Raw genomic sequence first — 22479 nt, 5'->3', positions numbered from 1 at the left:
AGGGGACCCTGATCATTCGCGGAGGGCGCTCGTGGGCGGTTCACCGGGGGAGAGATGCGCGCAACGGATCGTGGTCGGTGGAGCGGGTGAACTGTCGGCGTGGCTGCTCGACGGCATGTTCCGGCTCCGCCACAAGGTGTTCTACGAACGCCTTCGCTGGGACGTCGAAAGCCTGCACGGCAGGGAGCGCGATTCCTACGACGACTGCGATCCGGTCTATGTGATCAGTTACGCGGAGGGCCGCCAGGAGGTCACGGGGTGCTGCCGGCTGCTGCCCACCGTCGGCCCGTACATGCTCCGAGACGTCTTCTCCGAGGCGTTACGCGGCGGCCCGGCTCCCTGCGACCCATCCGTCTGGGAGCTCAGCCGGCTGGCCACCGGCCGCGGCTGGTCCCGCAGGGCCGCGGCGGGGTTCGGGCCGCTGGCCCGCGCGCTGGTCCGGGAGGCGTTCCGCTGGGTCGATCAGCGGGGCGACACGGTGGTCGCGGTCTCCAGCGTGGCGGTGGAACGCAGCGTGAACGCCATGGGCGTGCCCACCCGGCGCCTCGGCGACGGCAGGGCGACGCGCCTGGGCACGGTCCTCTGCTCCGCCTACGCCACCTCGACCAGGGATTTCCTGGAGAACGTGCGTCCCGTGCCCGAAGGGGAGCTGGACTGCGGAGGCGGGCGCGTGACCGCGCGGGAGTGAGGAGGCGCGGGCTTTCACGGCTCGGTGTGCCGTCGGGCAAGAGTTCACCTGGCCGAAACCCAAGACGGGATCGCCCTGGATAGAGTCCCGCCATCATCGACGACGTTGACCCGTTCATCGGCACCTCGGCGACCGACCTGCCCCGGGCACGAGGTCTGGCCGCCACTTGGTGGTGGCCGAAACCGCAGGTGGGCAACACCCACCCCGGGGCCACCTCGCCGCTGGGCATGGTGTCGGCCTGTGCCTACTCCGGCGCGTACCCGACGGGGTACGGGAGGTACACGAAGGGCACAGAAGGCGTGCCCGAGGCGATGCTGGAGCGGCTGCAGGCGTCCGGCTTCACCCATTTCCAGCAGTCCGGCACCGGCGCGATCCGCAAGTACTACAACTACGTCCGGGTCACGCCGATGGTCCAGCCGCTGGACGCGCTGGGAGAGGCCTGGCAGCTGCACGACGAGGTGGCGGAGCCGGGCTACTACGCGGCCACGCTGGACACCGGGGTCCGCTGCGAGCTCACCGTGGGCGCCAAGGTCGCCGTGCACCGCTACACGTTCCCGGAGCACAGCAGCGCCCGCCTGGTGATCGACCTGTCCTGCGGCGGCCTCGACATCGAGCTCGGCCGCACCGTGCCGCTGCGGGCCCAGGTGGAGAGCATGGGGCACGGCCGGACCCAGGGCACGGTGGCGATGGAGGGCGTCCCGCTGTCGGTGTTCGTGGAGGTCGACAGCCCGGGCTGGCGGCAGATGCTCTGGTACGACCGGCGGCTCATCGACGGCGGCACGCGCCTCGACTTCGACAGCATCCGGCACACCACGCTGCGGCCCTTCGGCATGCTCTACATGGGCCCGGCCGCGCCGGGGCAGACCATCGAGGTACGCCTGGGGTTCTCGCTGCGCGGGTGCGACCAGGCCCGCCAGAACCTGGAGCGCGAGTGCGGGGCCGGGCAGCCGGCGTTCGACGCGGTACGCGCCCGGACGCGCGCCCGCTGGGGCGATCACCTCGACCGGGTCCAGGTCGAGGGCGGCACGCCGGCCCGCCGCACGGTGTTCGCGACGGCCCTCTACCATTCGCTGATCAAGCCGTGCGTCGCCGACGACGAGAGCCCGTTCTGGCCGACCCCCGGGCCGTTCGCGTTCGACGTGTGCACCATGTGGGACATCTACAAGACCCAGCTGCCGCTGCTGGCGGCCATCGCCCCGGACCGGGCCGCGGACCTGCTGGAGTCGCTGATCCGGGTCTGCGAGGAAGAGGGCAACTTCCCGATCGGATACCGGATGTCCCGCGGCGCCGACCGGTTCTTCCGCCAGGCCAGCGCGCTCGCGCACACCGCGCTGGCGGACGCCCACGCCCTCGGCTGGGCGGGCCTGGACTGGAGCTGGGCGCTCGTGCACATGGTCGACGACCTGCGCCGGCTCTACGGCGAGGACTTCTTCCAGAACGGAGTGGTGCACCCGATCACCCACACCCTCGACCTCGCCTACGCCCACCACTGCACCGCGCAGGTCGCCAGGTCGCTGAACGACCGGAGCCTCGCCGCCGATCTCGAGGAGCGCAGCCGCCACTGGTCCAACGCCTTCGACCCGAGCACGGGGCTGCTGCGCGACTCGGAGTTCTACGAGGGCGGCAAGTGGAACTACTCGTTCAGATTGCTGCACGACATGGCCGCGCGGATCGCCCTGGCCGGCGGCGACCAGGCCTTCATCGAGAAGCTGGACAGGTTCTTCGGCTTCGGAGCCGAGCCGGTGACGCAGCCCGGCCGGCGCCCGCAGGCGGTGGAGATGGCGGCCGGTTACGCCCTCAACCGGTTCGAGGGGCTGAACAACGAGCCCGACATGGAGGCGCCGTGGGCCTACCACTACGCCGGCCGGCCCGCCCGCACGGCCCAGGTGGTGCACGCGGCGCTGACCTGGCAGTTCGGCACCGGTCCCGGCGGGCTGCCCGGTAACGACGACTCCGGCGGCCTGAGCTCCTGGTACGTCTGGGCGTCGCTGGGGCTGTTCCCGGTCGCCGGGCAGAACCTGTTCCTGGTCAACGCGCCCGCGTTCGAACGGGCCGTGCTCCGGGCCGGCGGCAACGAGTTCGTGATCGAGACCAGCGGGCACCGCGAGACGCCGATCGGCGTCGACGGCGCGGACCACGACCCGCCGGCGCAGTACGTGCAGTCGGCGACCCTCAACGGCGAACCCCTGCACGCGACCCACCTGAGCGCCGCCGCCGTGCACCGCGGCGGCGTGTTGCACCTCCGGCTGGGCCCGGAGCCGTCGGCGTGGGGGCGGGGGATCCGCCCTCCGTCCCTTTCCGATCCGCCCGCGACACCGGAGGAAGCGTGATGACCCACCCCCGTCGCCGTCTCGTCATCGTGGTCAGAGCCGACCCGGTCATCTGCGGTCACTCCGGCGAGGCCCGCAATCTCGCCGAGGTGGCGCTCACCCGCGGCTTCGACGACGTACGCCTGCTGACCTGGCCCATCCCGACGCTGCAGGCGGCCGGGCTGCCGCTCAAGCCGCTGGACCGGCTGCTGCCCTACAGTGCCGGGATCACCGTGGAGCGGCCGGAGCCGGTCGGGGACTACCGGGTGCCCGACGGTCGCCACCAGGCCGGTCTCACCGGGCGCCTCGTCGAGCTGCTCGCCGAGCCGGTATCTACCACGTGCCTGTCCATGTACCTCGCCCCGCACACCGCGGTGGTCGTGGACGCGGTCGCGGCCGCGCGGGCGGCCGGGTTCGCCCCCGACGTCCACACCATCGCCAAAGCCGTCGGCTCCGACGTGACCAACGTGATCCGGTCGTGCCTGCGGGAGGGCCGGTTCGGCGCGGCGACCGTGCTGTTCACCACGTTCCTGGCCAACGACGAGGTCGTGGCGGTCTCCGAGTACACCCGGCAGGAGATCGTCGCCTCGGCCGAGCAGGTGGACGCCGCCTGCGGCACCACGTTCGCCGAGCAGTGCCGGCGCCGCGTCACCGTCAGCTACCCGCCGATCGACTCGGCCGCCTTCCTCGACCCGGACCCGGCCCAGGTGGAGGCCGCGCTCGCGCGACGCGGCCTGGAGCGCGACGGGTACCTGCTGTTCCTGTCCCGCGTGACCCGGGCCAAGGGGATCCACGACCTGCTGGCCGCGTACGGCCGGATGCGCTGCCGCTCGCGCGTGAAACTGGCCGTCGTCGGCACCGGCCCGGCGCTGGAGCAGGTGCGGGCGACGGCCGCGGGCGACGACCGGGTGGTCTTCTTCAACGACGTCGACGACGAGGAGAAGCCGCTGCTCATGCGCGGCTGCGCGGCCTACGTCCTGCCCACCAAGCCCGAGCCCGAGTTCGTGGAGACGTTCGGCATCGCCCTGGCCGAGAAGATGCTGACCGGCGGCGGGCCGATCGTCACCACCACCACGGGCGGGACCCTTGAGGCGGTCGGCGACACCGCCGTCCTCGTCGAGCCCGGGGACGTCGCCGGCCTGGTCGAGGCCGTGGACCGGGTGATCCTCGACATGCCCGCCGCCGAGCGGCAGGACCTGGAGCTTCGCGCCCGCGCCCGCGCGATGTCCTTCGACCGGGCCGCGGTGTTCGACAGCCTGTTCCCGCAGGAGTCGCCTGTCGTGGCTTCGTACTGATTATGGACGTGTCGGAATAAGTCCCGAACGCGCCCATATGTTTCGTGGTAGGACGTACGAGCAAACGTTGGGATCGGCTGGAAGTTGCGCTCGGCCTGCCCATGGCGCGCGCTCGGGGAGCGCCGCCGGGCAACGGGGCCGTCGACGGGGATGATCAGAGTCGGCCGCGTGCCGCGCGGGGGCCAGCCGACGACGATTGGAGTGACGTGCGTCGGAAGTACTCTGTGCTGGCTGCTGCCTTCGTGGCGTTAGCGGCACTTTTGCCCGTCTCGCCGGCCGCGGGCGCGGCCACCCGGGACGGAGCTCGGACGGGGGCGGCGACGGGCGGCATCGCCTGGGCGCCCTGCGAGGAGGAGCCCTCCGCCGAGTGCGGCAGACTGACCGTGCCGATCGACTGGTCCAAGCCGGACGGCCCTGCCATCGACCTGGCCATCGCCCGCCGCAAGGCCACGGATCCCGCGGCCCGGGTCGGCTCTCTGGTGATCAACCCGGGCGGCCCCGGCGGGTCCGGCGTGGAGGCCGTGTACGGCGCCACCTGGTTCACCGACGAGCTCCAGAAGCGCTTCGACATCGTCGGCTTCGACCCCAGGGGCGTGGGCCGCAGCCACCCGGTGATCTGCTCGGCGTCGGTGTACAACCAGATGCCGCCCATGGTCATGTCCTCCCAGGCCGACTTCGAAGCCTGGGACTCCTTCACCAAGAAGCTGCACAAGGACTGCCGGGAGCGCACCGGCCCTCTGTACGACCACGTCGACTCGCGCAACGTGGCCCGCGACATGGACGCCCTGCGCGCCGCCCTCGGCGAGGAGAAGCTGACCTACTACGGCATCTCCTACGGGACGCTGATGGGCCAGATGTACGCCGAGATGTTCCCGAACCGGGTCCGGGCGCTCGCGCTGGACAGCAACATGGATCACAGTCTCGGCGTCGCGGGTTTCCTCAGCACCGAGGCGATCGCCGTCCAGGACGCCTTCGACGAGTTCGTGGGCTGGTGCGAGGCGGACGAGAGCTGCGTCCTGCACGGGCGGGACGTCCGTCAGATGTGGAAGGGCCTGCTGGCCAAGGCGCGCCGCGGCGAGCTGTACTACCCGACCGCGCCCGGAAAGCCGATGACCGAGCTGCAGGTCGTCTACAACGCCGCACTCGGCACCGAGGGGCCTGACTGGCGCACGCTGAGCGAGGTCATCAACTGGCTGAGCGGTGGGCCGGAGCCGTCGTGGGTGCCGCCGCTGCCGGGCCGGGGGCCGGTGGAGGGGGACGTGGCCGAGCTGCCGACCCGCATCCTGTGCCAGGACTTCAACCTGCGGGTGCGGAACTACGCGGAGTACGCCGCCTACATGAAGGTCTCCAACCACCTCGCGCCGGACGTCCGGTACCACCCGTACCCGACCGACGACCTGCCGATCTGCCTCAACTCGACCCCGACGAACCCGCCGCACGCGCTGCGGTACACGGGCGACGCCCCGATCCTGCTCGGGAACTCGCTGCACGATCCGGCGACCCCGTACATGTGGTCCGCCAACGTGGCCCGGCAACTCGGTCCCAAGGCGACGCTGCTCACGTACGAGGGCTGGGGTCACCGCATCTACGGCAAGGACGAGTGCAGCACGGTGCCCATCGACAACTTCCTGATCTCGCTGACCGTGCCCCCGAAGGGCTTCACCTGCCCCGTCGGCGGCAAGGCGGAGATCACGGCCAAGCGGCAGCCTGGGCTGTGGCCGACCGACCGGCTCTCCTGGGGCGGCTCGCCCCTGACCCCGTCCTTCAGGACGGGCCGCTGAGCCACCGCTGAACGCCGCCCATGGCCCGGGTACGTGGCCATGGGCGGCGTCTCGGTTTCCGGCGGACGGCGTCAGGGCCGGGGGCGGCGGGCGTGGAGGACGAAGGCCGGGGGCCAGTTCCGCCAGACGGTGCGGCTGGGGACGACCTCCTCGAAGCGGTCGGTCATCAGGTCCCGGAAGCGGCGCGCGGAGCTCAGGGGGACGGCGTGCAGGTAGGTGAAGGCGGTGAAGGCGCTGTACGGCCCGAGGATCGCGGTCGTCGCGTCCATGAGCCGCTGCTGGTCGGCGGCCGGGAAGAGCGTCCAGGGCAGGCCGCTCACCACGACGTCGGCGCGCTCGATCCCGCGTTCGTCCAGGAGCCGGCGCAGATGCTTGGCGTCCTCCTGGATCACCTCGGCCCCCGGATAGCGGCTGCGGAGCAGGTCCGCCAGGCGCGGGTTGAGCTCGATGGCCAGGTGACGGCCGCGCCCGCCGAGCCGGCGCTGGATCTCCGCGGTGAACGGTCCCGTGCCCGGGCCCAACTCGACCACGACGGGCTCCCCGCGTTCCGGGAGCGGGCAGGAGACCGCTCGCGCGAGGTGCCGTGAGCTGGGCGCGACGGCGCCGATCCGCAGCGGGGATCGCAGCCACTGTCCCAGGAACAACGTGAGGTCGTTCGGCGCGAACCGGGCCGGAGCCGCCTCGCCGGGGTGGTCTGGCTCGCCGGTGGCGTGAGTGATGCTGGGGGTCATGCTTTCCCTTCACGGTGTGCGGATGCGGGGCATTGCGACGACCGGGTCATTGGAGAGCTGTACCCATTTGAGATGTTCTGATTAGTGTGAGGTCGTCCGAGCCGGTGCGCACCTTGGAGCTGAGATCCGGCCTTGTCGGTGTCATCGGCAAGGGTGTCGCTCCAGTCGTCGCCGCCTGTGACCTGGTAATCGACCTTAGCGCCCGCCGGGACCCGGGCGGTCCGCGCCGTGCGCCTCGGGATCACGCCGGGCGCTGCCACTGGTGGCGGCGCTCCGGGCGGCCGGGGCCGCCGGGCCGTTGATCGTCGGCGTCATCCTCGGCCCGCGCGCCGAACGGAGGGCACCTCGCTGACAGGCGGGGCCGCCTCCGTGCGGAGGCGGCCCCGGTGCTCACCTACTGCCGGCCCTCTTCCGGCAGCCCGTTGTCGAACTGCTGCTGGGGCTGCACCTGCTTGTGCGGCTGGCCCCGCTCGCCCTTCGCCAGGACGGCGGCGTCGGGGTAGTCGGTGACGAAGGCGTCCACGCCCAGGTCCAGGTGCGCGCGGTACTCGGCCAGCGCGTCACCGTGGTCGGTCGCGACCTGGCCGCGGCGCAGCTGCAGCGGCAGGAACTGGTTCTCGCTGCGGAAGGTGTACACGCCGATCTTCAGCCCGGCCTTGTGCGCGTCGGACACGAGCGACGTCGGGGTGCCCCAGCTGCCGTCCGGGTTGAGCGGGATCGCCGATGACTTGTCCGGCCCGATCCACTGCGCGTACTGCGCGATCTTCGCCAGTCCCTCGGGCTTCATCATGTCCGCGTAGGTCGTCGGGTCACCGGCCGCGGTCAGGTCGTACGGCCGGCCGGTGGTGCCCAGCGCCTGCCACAGCGGCACGCGCAGGTCCTTGGCCACCCGCTTCAGGCTGGACGGCTCGAACGACTGCACCACGACCGGCCCGCCCGGCCGGTTGAGGCCGTTGCGCTTGACGGTCTCGATCAGCGGCTCCTCCAGGGGCAGCCCGATCGACCTGAAGTACGTCGGGTGCTTGGTCTCGGGGAAGACGCCGACCTGCCTGCCGTACTGGCGCGAGAGCCGCTTGGCCAGGTCGAGCACCTCCTGGAAGGTGAGCACCTGGTAGTAGCCGTCGTACACGGTGTTGCGCTGGCGGACCGCGGGCAGCCGCTCGACCGCGCGCAGCGTCTTCAGCTCGGCCAGGGTGAAGTCCTCGGTGAACCACCCGGTCACGTTGCGCCCGTCGACGACCTTGGTGGTCTTGCGCGTGGCGAACTCGGGGTGCAGCGAGACGTCCGTGGTGCCCCCGATCTCGTTCTCGTGCCGGACGACCAGCACGTGGTCCTTGGTCGGCACCAGGTCGGGCTCGATCCAGTCGGCGCCCATGGCCACGGCGAGCTCGTAGCCGCCCTGCGTGTGCTCGGGACGGTGGCCCGCCGAGCCGCGGTGGCCGATGACGACGACCTGGGACCGGTCCGGTGTGGCCTGGGCGCTCGCCGGAGCCGCGCCGGCACCGGCGAGGGGGGTGATGACGGCGAGCGTGGTGGCCGCGATCTTTCGCACGTGAAACTCCCTGCGGCAGCTGCACCGGAGACTCTCACCGGTGATCGCCGCGGCGATTATGGTAAGGACCGAAATGTGCCTATGGGCCAATATTGGCGGAATTTCCGGTGACAAGCCCACGGTGCGACAGACCGCCACCGGCAAGGAAAGGCGCTGGAGCCCGGCTCGGGCCCCAGCGCGCGGTGGTCGCCGGCTACGGGGTGGTCGCGCGGGCGGGTGGGGTGAAGAGCGCCACCGCCGCCACGGCGATGACGACCAGCGGCACGTTGATCAGGAAGATCCACCGGAAGGAGAGGAATTCGGTGAGGACGCCGCCGAGCACCGGCCCCACGATCTGGGCCGGCACGGCCATCGCCAGCGGGATCACCAGTGCCGGCCACCACTGGGTGCCGCGGAAGTGCGCCCTGGCGAGCTCGAAGCCCGCCCGCAGCACGATCGCGGCCGCCAGGCCCTGCCCGGCGCGGCAGGCGACCAGCATGGCGCCGTTCGCGGCGAACGCGCCCGCCGCCGAGGCCAGACCGAACGCCGCGAGCGCCAGGAGGACCACGCTGAGCCGGCCCTTCACGGGGATCAACACCCCTAACAGGGCCGCCGGATAGATGTAGATCAGCCACACGCCGGCGGCCGGGGTCAAGTCGAGGTCTCTGGAGATCGCCTGCTGAGCCACGTTCAGCACAGTCCAATTAGCCGAGAACAGCGCCACGCACAAACTCAGGGCGACGATCATCTGCCATCGTCCGGTCATGGGGGTGGATCTTACTCTCCAGCGCTTGACGATCACTTGCCGCGATCATCACGAGACGTTGCCATTCGACTCCATACGGTTACCATTGCGGGAGACCCTGAGGATCCGCCCCGGACCACGGAGTGCCGCATGGAGCGAACGGTTCTGGCCGCCGTCACCGAACGTCCCGACGCCGATTCGGCGCTCGCCGAGCAACTGCGCCGCGTGTGCGCGGCGATGGGCGAGCTCGGGCTGGAGGTGCGCTGGACGCACCGGGCCGAGGACGCCCTGGCGGTGGTCGGGTCGGACGCGTCGCTGTCGGCGGTGCTGGTGTCGTGGGACGCGCCGGGGGCCGAGGAGTTGCTGGGCGCGGTGTCCAGGCGGTTTCGCGGCCTGCCCGTGTTCCTGATGACGCAGGAGCAAGAGCTGCCGCTGTGGGCGTACGAGGTCATCCAGGGCTTCGTCTTCCCGCTGGAGGACACCCCGCAGTTCATCGCCGGGCGCATCGCCTACGCCGCCGAGCAGTATGCCGAGAAGATCCTCCCGCCCTTCTTCGCCGCGCTGCGACGCCTTGAGGACCACCACCGCTACCGGAATCGTCGGCAGTGCTCCGGCCTTCAGGCCGGGGGTGAAGCCGACCAGCCCGCGTAGCGGGGCAGGAACAGCCGTTTCGCCGCCAGGCGGACCGGCGTCCACCCAGCTCAGACCGGCCGGTTCTGCTGCTCGATGTACTGGCGCAGGACACTGATCGGAGCGCCGCCCACCGATCCGGCGAAGTAGGAGCCCGACCACAGTTTGTTCGCCCGGTAGTAGTGGCGGGCCAGTTCGGGGAACTCCTGACGCATCCGGCGCGAGGACACGCCCTTGAGGCTGTTGACCAGCTTGGACAGGGCCACCTTGGGTGGGAAGCTGACCAGCAGGTGGACGTGGTTGTCTTCGCCGTTGAACTCGCGCAGCTCGGTTTCGAAGTCAGCGCACACGGATCTCATGATCTCTTCCATGCGGGTCAGGTGGGTGCCGGTGAACACGCGATGCCGGAACTTCGTCACGAAAACCAAATGCGCGTGCAGCACGAAAACGCAATGCCTGCCGGTTCTGATATCGCCGTCGTCGGCCATAACCCAACTGTAGGATGATCGTGTGCAGTTGCGGTACTCCTTCCGGATCGACCCGACCCCCGGCCAGCGCATCGCGCTCGCGCGGGCGTTCGGATGCGCCCGGGTGGTGTTCAACGACGCGATCGCACTGCGCAACCACGCCCACCAGCAGGGCTTGCCGTTCCTCACCGACGCGGAACTGTCCCGCCTGGTGATCACCCAGGCGAAACAGACACCGCAGCGCTCCTGGCTGGGCGAGGTGTCGGCGGTGGTGCTCCAGCAGGCGCTGGCCGACGCCTGCACGGCGTTTCGGAACTTCTTCGCCTCCAGGGCCGGAACCCGCAAGGGGCCCAAGCTGGGGCCGCCGCGTTTGCGGTCCCGCAAGGACAACCGGCAGGCGATCCGCTTCACCCGCAACGCCCGTTTCGCCCTCACCGCGGCCGGCAGGTTGCGGCTGCCGAAGATCGGCGATGTGGCGGTGCGCTGGTCACGGAGCCTGCCGTCCCAGCCCTCGTCCGTCACCATAGTGAAGGATGCCGCCGGGAGGTATTTCGCCTCGTTCGTGGTCGAAGCCGGCGAAACCTCCTTGCCTGCGGTCGAGGCCGAGACCGGGATCGACCTCGGTCTGACGCACTTCGCAGTGTTGTCGGGCGGACGGAAGATCGACAGCCCGCGGTTCCTGCGCCGAGCGGAGAAGAAACTCAAGCGGGCGCAAAAAGCCCTGGCACGTAAGGAGAACGGCAGCAAGAACCGGGCCAAGGCCCGGGTGAAGGTCGCCCGCCGGCATGCCAGGGTCACCGACGCGCGCCGCGAGTTCCACCACCAGTTGTCCACGAAGCTGATCCGCGAAAACCAAGCGATCTATGTGGAGGATCTGGCGGTCAAGGGACTGGCACGCACCGGACTGGCCAAGAGCGTGCACGACTCAGGCTGGGCATCGTTCATCGGCATGGTGGAGTACAAGGCGAAGCTGTACGGCCGGACGTTCGTGAAGATCGGCAGGTTCTTTCCCTCCTCCAAGCTCTGTTCGGCCTGCGGGGCGCCGGCCGGGCAGATGCCGCTGACGGTACGGGAGTGGACCTGCCCGTGTGGGGTCACCCATGACCGGGATGTCAACGCCGAGATCAACATCCGGGCCGAAGGACGCCGGATCGTCGCCGCTGGACGGAAACCCGTGCCTGAGATGGGCGGGAAGCGGAGACGGAAAACGCCTGCGGAGACTGGTAAGTCCCCTGCGCCCGCTCCTCGGGGCGAGCGCGGGGGCACGGTCGATGAAACAGGAAGCCACAGAAGTGCCGCGTGACACCACATGGCACAGGCTGAATCCCCGGCGTTCACGCCGGGGAGCGCGTCAACGGGTGGAGGTCGTCGCGAGGGAGGTCGTCACGGGGGAGGTCTAGCCGTACGACTTGGCGACGCCGTCGAGCAGGTGCTCAAGCGTGTCGTACGACGGGATGTCGACCACGTCGATGAGGTCCTTCGCGACGGGCACGTTGTGATCCGTGGCGACCTTGGCGAAGCGGGCGGCGTCGCCCGAGCGCAGCCCGTGCTCGGCGGCCAGCCCCCGCAGCTCCGGATCGGTGCTCAGCAGCTGCCCGATCCGGTCGCCCGACGGGGTGAGCGGCACGAGCGTGTGCTGGGACAGCACGGTCGGCGACGGGTACATCATCACCATGCCCGGTTTGAGCTGCCCCCGCGCGGCGGCGTCCACGTACTGCGCCTCGTAGATCCAGACCATCGGGGTCGGGCCCATGCCCACCGTGAGGTATTCGTTGAACGGGCCCTCGGAGGTGTTGTCGGTGTAGCCCTGGCTGGTGAAGAGCCGGGTCATCAGGGGCAGCACGCTCTTCTCGGCGGTGGCGCCGTGCACGACCGCGTTGCCGTTCGCGACATAGCTGGCGATCGCCAGGTACATGGCCGCGGAGTTCGACGTGCGCGGGTCCGTCGTGGAGACCAGGATGTTCTTGTCGACGGGATAGGCGTCGTTGCGCGAGAGCTGCTCCCACTTCGTGCCCGCCGTGACCAGCCCGAGGTAGCGGTCGACGCTGAAGGTCGGGACCGTCCCCTTCTCCTTCACGACGCCGGCCTTGGTCAGCAGGTCCACGATCGGCTGGAACGTCGCGATCGCCATCGGCGAGGAGAACGGCGTGTACTTCGTGTTCACGTGACGCCGCCGCTGGATCGACTCGGCCGCGGGCGCGCTCGACGGGAACGCGAAGTCGTACTTCCGCAGGTCGATCGAGGTGGCGATCTGGCGGGAGCCCGCCGACTCGACCTCCACTTTCACGCCTTTGCCGGCCAGGGTCTGTTGCACGCGCGGGTCCTCGAAGAACGCCTTCTTCTCGGAGCCGATCACACCGCGCACGATGGTGAGCGGGGCGGGCGTCGGCGGGGGCTCGTCCTGACCGGTGTTCACGACCACGACGACGGCGGCCACGACGACCGCGGCCGCGACGAGCGAGAGAAATCCCTTATTGTGAATGAGGGCGGCCGGCTTTCGCGATGGCCGATCGTTTTCCGGCGAGTGAATTTCGGGTGAATCGGGGGCGTCGTCTACCGTGTCCGCGGTGGTCTCCGGCTGAACGTCCACGGCCGCACCGGGACTCGCCGCCTGATCGGCCCGCGCTTCCGCCGTCAACTCTGCGTGCACCATGCGTTCGACCAGAATGGGCACGAAGTCTCTGATGGGAAAGCCGTCGAAACGCTTATGCGTGGCCTCGACAACGCCCCTGACGTGCTCGGCTGAGTGAGTGTCGGCATAGAGCTGGACAAGGCGGTCGGCAGCCCGGCTTATTGCCTGTTCTTCACGGAGAGTATCGACACCCACCAGTATCTCCTCGACCTAACATTGGGTCAGAAATTGCGGCAGGCTGCCGTGCCTGCCCGCATGCCGGGCCCAACCTTATAGGGGTTTCTGTCAGAGGAGATAACCCGAGTCAACGGCTTTTTCGGACTTGCCGGGAACGGTGTCGCGAACAAGTGCGAGGAAATCAGTTGTTCACCGCTGCACAATTTTTTGTTCAGCGAAATAGGCGTGGCTGTTCACCGTTCCGGGACCTGGGCGTTGTCCGGATCTTCAGCGATTGCTCTCTCGGAGTTGGCCGATAGGTCTGACAATCTCTCTGACCGCGGGTTCGCGGTGCTTTCCCCTCACGGAGGAACTCTGATGCGAGTCGTCCAATTGCTCACCGCCTCGGCCGCGGTCTTCGCCACGGTGGCCGCACTGGCCACACCGGCCGTGGCGCAGGCCGTGGCGCAGGCTGACCATGGCCGCCAGATCCAGGTTCGCCGCGACCACTCCGACGTACGGGTCCCGTTCCTCGTGAAGCGGGCCGGCGAGGCGGTCGTCGACCTGACCGCCGCCGCGCCCGGCACGGACTGGGGCGTGAAGGGCGGCGAGTCGGCCGTCGTGTCGATCTACGTCGACAACCGCTACGCCACCGACCTCGTCGTCTCCGGGGACCAGCGGCTGCCCCGGCAGCTCGCGCTCGGCTCGCTGCGGCCGGGGCCGCACCAGCTGCGCCTGCGCTTCGCCGGTGACCGGTCCGCCGCCGGGAGCAGGTCCGTCCTGCTCGACCGGGTGAAGGTGACCACGTACGCGCCGGGCAGCGCCGAGTACCTGGCGCTGCGCCACGCGCCGATCGTCTACGGCCGCAACCTCTCCGAGCTCGGCAGCCCGTACCAGAACGCGACGACCGACACGCCCCTCATCGCCTGGCACGAGGTCGGTCCCGGGTCGGCGCCCGGCCGGACGAAGCTCACGTACTCGATCGTGTGGAGCAACGAGGACGGCGGGACCAACACGCCGGCGCTGATGGCGCGCTGGGGCCGCACCACGGACATCGAGTGGGTCTACGCGGTGGAGGTCGACGAGCGCGGCAACCGCGTCGCGGGCAGCGACACCTACCAGGCCGCCAACCACCAGACGCTGCGGTTCGCCGGGACGTACGAGGGCGACCACGCCCAGCTGGAGACCTGCACGAACAACAACAACATGTGCGACAAGATCACCGATCCCATGCGGTTCTTCCTGTCGGCGCTGCAGACCCGCCCGGCCACCGAGGCTCGCGAGTACATGATGGACACCAACTCGTGGACCTACCAGATCATGTCCAAGGAGATGATCCGGGAGGGCAAGATCGAGGCCGCCTCGGACACGACTCCCGCCACGCCTGAGGTGAGCGACCAGCGCAACTACCTGTACGCGGTGGTCAAGAAGACGACCGACCGGCCCAACTCCGGCTCGTCCTGGGTCGGAGTCTCGCTCGGCGCCCGCCTCAGGAGCGGCGCCACCGTCTACCTGTCGAACCACGTGGACCCGACCTGGTCCATCCAGCGGGACGACCCGGCCGCGACCACGATTGAGCTGCCGCCCGGCACGACGGCCGACGACATCCAGGAGATCACCGCCAACCGCGTCGTGGTCGGCACCGACAACGGCGCCGTCGTGCACGTCACCGGCATCAAGCGCGGCTTCTTCCTGGGGCAGGACTACCTGCCGCAGCAGTCCCTCCTCACCTGGAGCGGCGACGTCACCGTCGACGCCGGCACCCCCTCCGCGGTGATCTGGCGCCGCTGAGGCCCCCGTGCGGGTCCCCGCGACCGGGGGCCCGCGTGGTGTCAGCCGCCCGGGCGCTTGCCGAGCTGGTCGGACCAGCCCATCTCCTCCAGCGCCACCCGCAGCAGGGGCTTGCCCTTCTCGGCCAGCTCGTACTGCAGCAGCTCCGCCGACTGCTCGTCCACGATCAGCCGCACCGTGAGCACGTGGGCCGCCGGCGCGGAAAGGGCGACCCCCGTACGCCCCAGCGCGTCAGAGGTCCTGCCCTCAAGCGTCATGACCGGCTGGTCGGCCAGGACGCGGAACAGGGCCGAGCGGGTCCCCGGCGTGAGCGGCGCGGTCATCAGGTCCACGCCGGTCTGCCAGAGATAGCCGGTCTTGTCGGTTCTCGCGCTGTTCGGGCTGCGCTTCCAGAGGTCGTCCAGGCGGCGGCGCAGCGCGTCCTGGTCGGTGGGCAGGTCCGCGATGTTGCGCAGGTTCAGGCTCGGGTTGTCGATCGACAGGATCCGCTCGGTGTCGTCGTAGGTCGTCGGCTTCTTCTCGACCAGCTCGGGGGAGCCGGCCGCCCGCCAGCCGGCCTCGTCCTGCGGGGAGCCGAAGGTGACCTCGACGTCCTGGTTGCCCACGTTGCGGCCCGTCTCGCCCGCTTTCATCGGGCGCCAGGTCTCACGGGTGTCGGCGGCGAAGGCCGTGTACGGCAGCTCGGCGTTCTTCGACTCGCCGCTCTTCAGCTCCGTGACCTTCCGATCGAACTCCTTCTTCGCGGCGGCCAGCCGCTCCGGGGCGCCCTTGAGCCCCGCCTCCACGTCCTTCTGCGCTTCGCGCAGGGCGTTGAGCTTGGCCACGTACTCGCCCGGCACGTTCCGTACCTTCGCGAACGTGCGCTCCCGGACGTACCAGTAGCGGCCGGACCCGGCCGGCTCGCGCTGCGCCGTCGAGGCGGCCGCGAGCAGGAAGGAGCGGGCGCTCAGCGGCGTGGTCGCGACCGCCGGCTGTATCCGCGTGTCCGGGGCCTCGCGGGAGGCGACGACCACGGTGGCGGCCGCGAGTCCGGCCGCCGCCGTGGTCACCACCAGCAGGAACGGCCGCCGCGTGCGCCGCCTGACGCGCGGCGTGGCGAAGGCGCGGGCCAGGTCGGCCGAGCGGCGCCGCCGGTAGCCGTCCTCGGCCAGCTCGTCCAGCCCGTCGGGCTTGAGCTCGGCGAAGAGTCGGTCGGTCATCAGGGTCCTCCAAGGGTGTGATCAGGAGTCGAGGCTGCGAGCCGGGCTGGCGCCGCTCAGGCGCAGGGCCTGGACGAGGCGCTTGCGCGCACGGTGGAGCCGGACGTTGTACGTGCGGACCGAGCAGCCCACGACGGAGGCCGCCTGCTCGGGCGGCAGGCCGTACCAGGTGGCGAAGATCATGGCCTCCACGTCGTGCTCCGGCAGGGCCGACAGCGCGGCCAGCGCGGTCTCCCTGTCGATGACGTGCTCGGCCACGTCCCAGGCCACCTGGTCGCGCGGGGTGGTCAGGGCCGCGATCCGGTCGACCAGGGCCTGCCGCCGGTGGCGCGAGTCGCGCTGCTTGGCCAGCAGGTTGCGCGCCACCCCGAGCAGCCACGGCAGCGGCGGCTCGGGCAGGTCGTCGAGCCGCCGCCACGCCACCAGGAACGTCTCGCTGGAGACGTCCTCGGCCAGGTCACGCTCGGCCCGCAGCAGGGCGTAGCCCAGGACGCTGCGATAGTGCCGGTCGTAGAGGTCGGTGAATCGTTCCTCGGGATCATCCACACCCAGTAGTCCCTCCGAACGCTCCTGGATTACCGCGTGCGGCCGAATTGTTCGGCTTCGTGGCTCACACGCACGAAAGGCGGACCGGGCCGGCCGCCATGGACTGGTCGCCCGTCGTGTTGCCCTTGCCGGTGTCCGTGATCTCCACCATGACCTGGCCGCCGGCGATGACGACGGGGACCGGAGCGGGAGCCCAGGTCCCCTGCCGCATGTGCTGGTCGAGGGTGAACTCGGCGACGGTGCGAGCGTCGTCGCCGAACCCGTCCTTGACGGTGTACCAGACGCGCTGGCCGGCGAGGGGGGACTTGGGCACGTAGACGGCCACGAAGCATTGGCGCTGGCCGCGCAGGCCGGTGGTGAACCTCCACTGGAAGGTGTTCTGCCTGGCGGTCCGGCGGTCGGACGTCAGCTCCGAGAACAGGAAACCGGCCCCGCAGCCCGCGCCCGTCCAGCCGCCGGAGCCGGCGTCCTTCCAGCCGTCTTTGCCCGGCACACCGTCGATCCTGACGCTCCGGGTGGCGTCGCGCGGGCAACTGGGCCCGGCGACCGCCGTGAAGGCCAGGTCGGGCGGGGCCGCACTGGCCTGTGACGAGCCGAGGGCCGACATGCGGATCTTGGGGAGCGTGCCGGCCGCGACCAGGCCGATCAGCGCGAGCGCCACGAGGATCAGCCAGAGCAGCGCCAGGCGGCGGCGCGGGCGGAGCGGCGGCTGCGCCGGCGTGGTGTCCAGCCCCGCTCTGATCGCGTACCAGGCCCGGGTCCATTCGTCCTGATCGCCACCGCACGCGCCGACGTACGCCTGTGTGACCGCCAGGCTCGGCAGCCGGTCTCCCGCCGCCGCCGCGGACAGCGCGGAGGCCGAGTAGCCCGCCTTGCGCTCCATCGCCCGGTAACTCGGATTGCCCGCCGCCCCCCGGAGGTCGCGCAACCCTTGGGCGAAGTCCCGGAGCGGGCCGGGCGGCACCGGCCGCTCCCGCCGCCCACGTGTCGTGGTGTGGTCCTGTGTCATCGTGCCCCCTGCCATGAAGTGTCGCCCCCTATTCGTGGGCACACGGCCGGCGGACTGCACGTCCGGTCAACGGTGTCAAGAGCGGGCGCCCGGCGGGAGCGCGTCCGCTCCCGCCGGGCGCCCGGCTCGGGTCGCCTACCCTCTGCCCTTGCCGCGCAGGCAGGTCAGCAAGATGCCTTCGTTCATCGTGTAGGTGTTCTTCGTGTTGCCCGCCTCGGTCCTGTGGCTGGCCATGGCGCCGGTGAGGTGCCCGACCTCGTGGAGCAGGATCAACGTGCGCCACTCGTTGGGGTCGAGCGGCTTGCCGCCGTCGTCGTTGTTGTACTGCACCGGTTGCGGCTTCGACTGGTGCCACTCCTGGTAGAGGCGGATCGTGCCGGCCGAGCCACGGCCCTGCGTCGCCTCCGCGTACGGCAGGCGCCCGTCCGGCGCGGGCGTGCCGTGCTTGGAGTACATGTCGAACAGCCTGGGCGCCTTCCAGATCGCCCGCAGGATCGACAGGGCGTCCTCGCCGCCGGGGCTGTCCAGACCGGTGACGAAAGAGTTGCAACGGGGGTAACGCTCAAGCCTGTCCAGCGCGGTGTTCACGGCCAGGTGGAACTCCGTGTTGGCCGTCGCGGGGTCGGGCGGGGGCGGCGGCTGCAACGGGGTCGGCCCGGGGGAGGGCCGCTGCGTGTCCTCGTCCGCCGCGTCCCCTTCCGCCACGTCCCCTTCCGCCACGCCTTCGTCCGTCGCGTTCTCGTCCGTCGCGTTCTCGTCTGTGGTGGGCTCGTCGTCGCCGTACTCGTCGTAGAGGTCCTCGTACCAGGCGGGCTCCTCAGGGTCCGGCAGCAGGTCGATGACCTCGGCGCGGGCCGGGCCGATCACCAGGGTGCCGCCTCCGGTGATCAGCGCGAGCGCGGCGAGGACGGGCAGCAGGCGGCGCGGGCGTATGGGTCTCATCGTCAGCTCACCCTGACCTTCCCGAGGATGTCGATGATCTGCTCGCCGCACGTGTTCACGTACCGGACGATCACGATGTAGCGGACGCCCCTGGTCAGGAAGGAGGTGGCGTATCTGGTGCGGTCCTCCAGGACGGTGTTCCTGGCCACCGTGGGCTGGCGGGTCAGGAACTGGTCGCCCGACTCGGACAGGAAGGCGTACTCGGCGGTGCTGCTCTTCGCGAGCTTGTCGCCGAAGGGCGCCAGGTAGGCGTTGCCGGGGATGACGAGCGTCTTGCCGAGGTTGTCGCCGCCGATGTAGAACCTCGGGGTGAACCTGCCCGTGCGGGCCGTCGTCCCGTACAGCCGGACGTAGGCGGGGACGCGGCAGGTCTGCGGCTGCAGGATCGGCCGCAACCCCGTCAGCCGGCGGCCGTAGCCGTCTTTCTGACGCCGCGAGTCCTGGCGGCTGCGCGGGCTCTGGCGCCCGTATGAGCCCTGCCCATACGAGTCCTGCCCGTATGTGTTCTGTCCGTACGAGTCCTGCCGCCCGGCCGAGCCGTTCTGGCCGTACGAACCTTGCCGGCCCTGGGGGGCCTGCTGCGCCGGCTGGCCCTGCGCGCCCCGCTGGGACGGCGTCGCGGAGCCCTGGGACGGACGCTGTTGCTGCTGCTGAGGACTCCCCGGCCGGCCGACGATGAACCTGTCGATGGCGGCGTTCGCGCCTCTCTCCAGGACCCGCTCCAGCCAGGTGGGCAGCTTGGCGCCCCCATTGGGCTGTGGGACGGTCTTCGGCGTGGCCGGACCGGACTGCCCCGGGTTGGTGCCGCCGGTGGAAGGCGTCTGCTGGGACCCGCTCTGACCGTCTTCGGTGCTGTCGGGCTCCTCCAGGGACAAGGCGCCGCTGTCGTTGCCGGAGCCGAGGCTGGGCCCGGACCCGGTGTTCCCGATGCCGGGAATGTTGGTGATGCCGGGGAAGCCGGGGAAGCCGGGAATGTTCGGACCGCTGCCCAGACCGTCCGAGGGCAGGAATCCGGTGCCGGGGTCGAACCCCGTGGGCAGGCCGCCGATCCCTGTGTCGGCGACGGCCGCGTCGGCGGTCAGCCCGCTCGCGACGACCGCGCCGCTCACGGCCAGCACGACCGCCGCACGGCGCAGCCTCGAAGGTGATCTCACGTCGTTCTCCTCTCGAGTGCTGGACGTCTTCCAGCGATCCCTGACTACGGCGCCCGTCGTTGACCAGCCAGGCGGTGACGTTGTCCAGTGGCCCGAGCCGTTGATCGGCGACACCGGTCAACGCGGGGACGCGACCGAGCGGGAGGAGATCTCGCAGGCCCGACTATGTCGGGCCGCTTGTCCGGACGGCGGCGGGGCCGTGGCCGTACCAGTGGCGGATGGCCCGCCGCAGCGCCCGCGGGTCATCGACTGGACCAACGACGACCAGCCGTACCGGCTGAGCGTCCCGGGGATGCTGAGCGTGCCGTACTCGCTCGAACTCAACGACCTGGGCATCTTCACGATGCACGGCTGGCTGACGACCAGCGACGAGATCGCCGAGCACTACGCGGGCACCGTCGCCTGACGACTCCCGAGGGGGCGGCCGTAGGGTGATCCGCGTGAGAAGACATATCGCGTTCGAGCGCCTGCACAACTTCCGGGACCTTGGCGGCTACCGGACCGCCGACGGGAGCGTGGTGCGGTGGGGACGGCTGTTCAGGTCCGATTCGCTGGCCAAGCTGCGCGGCGAGGACTGGGACCGTTTCCTGTCCCTGGGCGTTCGTACGGTGATCGACCTGCGGTATCCCTGGGAGATCGAGGCCAAGGGGCGGGTGCCGCACCACGACGAGATGGCCTATCACAACCTCAGCATCGAGCACCGGCCCTACGACCAGGCGGAGATCGATCCGGACGCCGACCCGTGGCGCTTCCTCGCCGACCGCTACGCCGAGGTCGCCCTCGACGGGGTCGCGGAGCTGCGGCAGACCCTGGAGGTCATCGCCTCGGCGGACGAGCCGCTGGTGTTCCACTGCGCCTCCGGCAAGGACCGCACCGGGCTGGTGGCCGCGCTCGTGCTGTCCCTGCTGGGGGTGCCGGAGGACGACATCGTGCGGGACTTCGCGCTGACCGAGCTGGCCACCGACCGGCTGATCGCCGACTGGCGGGCCGCCCACCCGGGCCGCGAACTGAAGTGGCCCGGGTACGGGCGAGCCCCCGCCGAGATCATGCGGCTCTTCCTGGCCGACCTGGCGGCGGCGCACGGATCCGTACGGGACTACGTCACGGACCGGCTCGGCGTGGACGAGAAGCTGATCTCGGCATTCCGCGGCCGGTACCTCCAGGACGAGCACGGTCCGGTGGCGGGTCCCGAGGTGCTCGCCGAGTTCCGCGCGGATCCCACCCAGGCCGCCCGAGAGGCGAGTCACCCGTCCAAGTAGCGTTCGAGGCGGAGAAACCATACGAAGTCGCCCACCGTCCATCCACGCCATCCGGAGCCCCGCGTGCCTTTGCAGCCGACAGACCTCGCCCTTCGCACCGACGCGTGCCTGATCGGGGGGCGGCGGGCATGACCGCCGCGCCCGACCTGTCCGGCGGCGTCTCCGGCGCCGCCGCCCTGGAACCTCTGCTGCGTACGGTGCTGGCCGCCCTCTCGGAAGGCGCGGCACGGCGCGACGGGCCGATTCCCGCCGGCACGCCCGGCGAGCTCTTCGCGGGAGTCGCCCAGGGCTTCGCCGCGCCGGGCGGTGCCGCCCTGCGGCGGTTGACCGAGCTGGTGGCCGCAGGCAGCGCCGACCCGGCCGACCCGGCCTGCGCCGCGCACCTGCACGGCCCGCCGCTCGCCGTCGCCGTGGCCGCCGACCTGGCGATGTCCGCGCTCAACCCGTCGCAGGACTCCTGGGACCAGGCCCCCGCGACCACCGCCCTGGAGACCCTCCTGCTGGGTGAGCTGGCCGGGATCGTGGGCTACCCGGACTCGGCCGCGGGTGTGCTCACCTCCGGCGGCACCGAGTCCAACTTCATGGGCCTGATGCTGGCCAGGGACCGGGTGCTCGGTCGCGCGACCGGGCAGCGGATCGAGCGGAGCGGGCTGCCGGCGAACGCGCCGCAGGCGAGGATCTTCGCCTCCGCCGCCGCCCACTTCTCGGTACGGCGCGCCGCGGCCCTGCTGGGCCTGGGCGAGGACGCGGTCGTGACCGTACCCGTGGACCGCGAGCTGCGGATGAAGCCGGAGGGGCTGGCCGCCGCGCTGCGGGAGTGCGTGCGGCGGGGCGAGCTGCCGATGGCCGTGGTCGCCACGGCCGGCACCACTGACACGGGCGCGATCGACCCGCTGGGGGACTGCGCGGCCCTGGCCGTCGAGCACGGGGCCTGGCTGCACGTGGACGCCGCCTACGGCGGTGGCGCCCTGCTGTCCGACCGGCTGGCCCCGCTGCTGGCGGGCGTCGAGCGGGCCGACTCGGTGTCCCTGGACTGGCACAAGCTGGGCTGGCAGCCCATCGCGGCCGGCGTCTTCCTGGTACGGCGGGCTGAGACGTACGAGTCGCTGGAGCGGCGCGCGGTCTACCTCAACCCGGCCGACGACGAGGAGGCCGGCTACACCAGCCTGCTCGGGCACTCGCTGCGCACCACCCGCCGCCCCGACGGCTTCAAGATCGCCGTCACGCTGGCGACCTTCGGCAGGGACGGCCTGGGCCGCCTCGTGGACGCCTGCCATGACCTGGCGCGCGCCGGAGCGGCGGCCGTCCGCGCCCATCCCCGGCTGGAACTGCACGCCGACCCGGTGCTGACGGCGTTCCTCTTCCGGTATCTCCCCGCGGATCCCGCCCTGGCGGACCGGGTGAACGCCGGGCTGCGCCGCCGCCTGCTCCGCGAGGGACGCGCGGTCGTCGGCCGTACCGAGCTCCCGGGAGAGGGGCCGGGTCGCGTGCGGCTCAAGCTCACCCTGCTCAACCCGAACACGACCGCCGCCGAGGTGGAGCGGCTCGTCAGCGTGGTCGCCGCCGCGGGCGAGGCCGCGGAGGAGACGCTCTGAAACGGGACCTCTAAGCTGA

Annotated in this window: 20 protein-coding genes; 10 read left to right on the top strand and 10 right to left on the bottom strand. The window is 70.8% G+C overall.

Annotated elements, in window-relative coordinates; translation table 11 throughout:
• Nucleotides 1-70: 70 nt before the first annotated feature.
• From ACIBQ1_RS23285 to ACIBQ1_RS23270, 4 genes are all read left to right on the top strand, one after another.
• Entirely contained in the window at nt 71-688 is a 618-nt protein-coding gene (locus ACIBQ1_RS23285) for an acyl-homoserine-lactone synthase (protein WP_397280450.1), read from the top strand.
• 92 nt (nt 689-780) lie between these two features.
• Nucleotides 781-3018: a glycoside hydrolase domain-containing protein gene (locus ACIBQ1_RS23280; protein ID WP_397280953.1), complete on the top strand. Its 2238-nt coding sequence runs from the start codon at nt 781-783 to the stop codon at nt 3016-3018.
• Complete coding sequence (locus ACIBQ1_RS23275) at nt 3018-4292, top strand: glycosyltransferase (protein WP_397280448.1); 1275 nt, start codon at nt 3018-3020, stop codon at nt 4290-4292. The genes ACIBQ1_RS23280 and ACIBQ1_RS23275 overlap by 1 nt, the downstream gene beginning before the upstream one ends.
• A 224-nt stretch (nt 4293-4516) precedes the next feature.
• On the top strand, nt 4517-6073 hold the full coding sequence (locus tag ACIBQ1_RS23270; RefSeq protein WP_397280446.1) for an alpha/beta fold hydrolase: 1557 nt from the start codon (nt 4517-4519) through the stop codon (nt 6071-6073).
• A 71-nt stretch (nt 6074-6144) separates the two neighbouring features.
• On the opposite strand, the gene ACIBQ1_RS23265 is transcribed toward ACIBQ1_RS23270, so the two are convergent.
• From ACIBQ1_RS23265 to ACIBQ1_RS23255, 3 genes are all read right to left on the bottom strand, one after another.
• Entirely contained in the window at nt 6145-6804 is a 660-nt protein-coding gene (locus tag ACIBQ1_RS23265) for a class I SAM-dependent methyltransferase (RefSeq protein WP_397280444.1), read from the bottom strand.
• 394 nt (nt 6805-7198) lie between these two features.
• Nucleotides 7199-8356 (bottom strand): glycerophosphodiester phosphodiesterase, encoded by a 1158-nt coding sequence (locus tag ACIBQ1_RS23260; RefSeq protein ID WP_397280442.1) that lies wholly within the window; start codon nt 8354-8356, stop codon nt 7199-7201.
• Nucleotides 8357-8549: 193 nt separating this feature from the next.
• Nucleotides 8550-9101, bottom strand: a complete 552-nt coding sequence (locus ACIBQ1_RS23255) for an MFS transporter (protein WP_397280440.1) — start codon at nt 9099-9101, stop codon at nt 8550-8552.
• A 129-nt stretch (nt 9102-9230) separates the two neighbouring features.
• Here ACIBQ1_RS23255 and ACIBQ1_RS23250 point away from each other — a divergent pair, with 129 nt between their 5' ends.
• Entirely contained in the window at nt 9231-9731 is a 501-nt protein-coding gene (locus ACIBQ1_RS23250; RefSeq protein ID WP_397280438.1) for an Orn/Lys/Arg decarboxylase N-terminal domain-containing protein, read from the top strand.
• A 50-nt stretch (nt 9732-9781) separates the two neighbouring features.
• On the opposite strand, the gene tnpA is transcribed toward ACIBQ1_RS23250, so the two are convergent.
• The gene (gene tnpA / locus ACIBQ1_RS23245; RefSeq protein ID WP_397280436.1) at nt 9782-10198 is read right to left on the bottom strand and encodes an IS200/IS605 family transposase; all 417 of its coding nucleotides are present in this window, start codon (nt 10196-10198) and stop codon (nt 9782-9784) included.
• Between the two features lie 22 nt (nt 10199-10220).
• On the opposite strand from tnpA, the gene ACIBQ1_RS23240 reads away from it, so the two are divergent.
• Nucleotides 10221-11480, top strand: coding sequence for an RNA-guided endonuclease InsQ/TnpB family protein (locus tag ACIBQ1_RS23240; protein ID WP_397280434.1), 1260 nt, complete (start codon nt 10221-10223; stop codon nt 11478-11480).
• Between the two features lie 93 nt (nt 11481-11573).
• Here the strand turns inward: ACIBQ1_RS23240 and ACIBQ1_RS23235 are convergent, their stop codons facing one another.
• Entirely contained in the window at nt 11574-13004 is a 1431-nt protein-coding gene (locus tag ACIBQ1_RS23235) for a three-helix bundle dimerization domain-containing protein (protein ID WP_397280432.1), read from the bottom strand.
• A gap of 339 nt (nt 13005-13343) precedes the next feature.
• Between ACIBQ1_RS23235 and ACIBQ1_RS23230 the strand changes: the two genes are divergently transcribed.
• Nucleotides 13344-14756: a hypothetical protein gene (locus ACIBQ1_RS23230; protein ID WP_397280431.1), complete on the top strand. Its 1413-nt coding sequence runs from the start codon at nt 13344-13346 to the stop codon at nt 14754-14756.
• A 41-nt stretch (nt 14757-14797) separates the two neighbouring features.
• On the opposite strand, the gene ACIBQ1_RS23225 is transcribed toward ACIBQ1_RS23230, so the two are convergent.
• The 5 genes from ACIBQ1_RS23225 to ACIBQ1_RS23205 form a co-directional block, all read right to left on the bottom strand.
• Nucleotides 14798-15955: a CU044_5270 family protein gene (locus ACIBQ1_RS23225; protein WP_397280429.1), complete on the bottom strand. Its 1158-nt coding sequence runs from the start codon at nt 15953-15955 to the stop codon at nt 14798-14800.
• A 21-nt stretch (nt 15956-15976) separates the two neighbouring features.
• On the bottom strand, nt 15977-16501 hold the full coding sequence (locus ACIBQ1_RS23220; RefSeq protein ID WP_397280427.1) for an RNA polymerase sigma factor: 525 nt from the start codon (nt 16499-16501) through the stop codon (nt 15977-15979).
• Nucleotides 16502-16565: 64 nt separating this feature from the next.
• Nucleotides 16566-17510, bottom strand: a complete 945-nt coding sequence (locus ACIBQ1_RS23215; RefSeq protein WP_397280426.1) for a hypothetical protein — start codon at nt 17508-17510, stop codon at nt 16566-16568.
• 135 nt (nt 17511-17645) lie between these two features.
• Nucleotides 17646-18452: a hypothetical protein gene (locus ACIBQ1_RS23210; protein ID WP_397280424.1), complete on the bottom strand. Its 807-nt coding sequence runs from the start codon at nt 18450-18452 to the stop codon at nt 17646-17648.
• Between the two features lie 2 nt (nt 18453-18454).
• Entirely contained in the window at nt 18455-19606 is a 1152-nt protein-coding gene (locus tag ACIBQ1_RS23205; RefSeq protein ID WP_397280423.1) for a hypothetical protein, read from the bottom strand.
• A 199-nt stretch (nt 19607-19805) separates the two neighbouring features.
• On the opposite strand from ACIBQ1_RS23205, the gene ACIBQ1_RS23200 reads away from it, so the two are divergent.
• The 3 genes from ACIBQ1_RS23200 to ACIBQ1_RS23190 all read left to right on the top strand — a co-directional run bounded on the left by ACIBQ1_RS23200 (nt 19806) and on the right by ACIBQ1_RS23190 (nt 22460).
• Nucleotides 19806-20012 (top strand): hypothetical protein, encoded by a 207-nt coding sequence (locus tag ACIBQ1_RS23200; RefSeq protein ID WP_397280422.1) that lies wholly within the window; start codon nt 19806-19808, stop codon nt 20010-20012.
• Nucleotides 20013-20046: 34 nt separating this feature from the next.
• Nucleotides 20047-20865 (top strand): tyrosine-protein phosphatase, encoded by an 819-nt coding sequence (locus tag ACIBQ1_RS23195; RefSeq protein WP_397280420.1) that lies wholly within the window; start codon nt 20047-20049, stop codon nt 20863-20865.
• A 104-nt stretch (nt 20866-20969) separates the two neighbouring features.
• Nucleotides 20970-22460 (top strand): pyridoxal phosphate-dependent decarboxylase family protein, encoded by a 1491-nt coding sequence (locus tag ACIBQ1_RS23190; protein WP_397280418.1) that lies wholly within the window; start codon nt 20970-20972, stop codon nt 22458-22460.
• Nucleotides 22461-22479: the final 19 nt, after the last annotated feature.

Source organism: Nonomuraea sp. NPDC050153, assembly GCF_044460125.1.
Lineage (GTDB): Bacteria > Actinomycetota > Actinomycetes > Streptosporangiales > Streptosporangiaceae > Nonomuraea.
The sequence above is the reverse complement of the archived record's forward strand: the minus strand, read 5'-3'. Positions and strand labels throughout refer to the sequence as shown.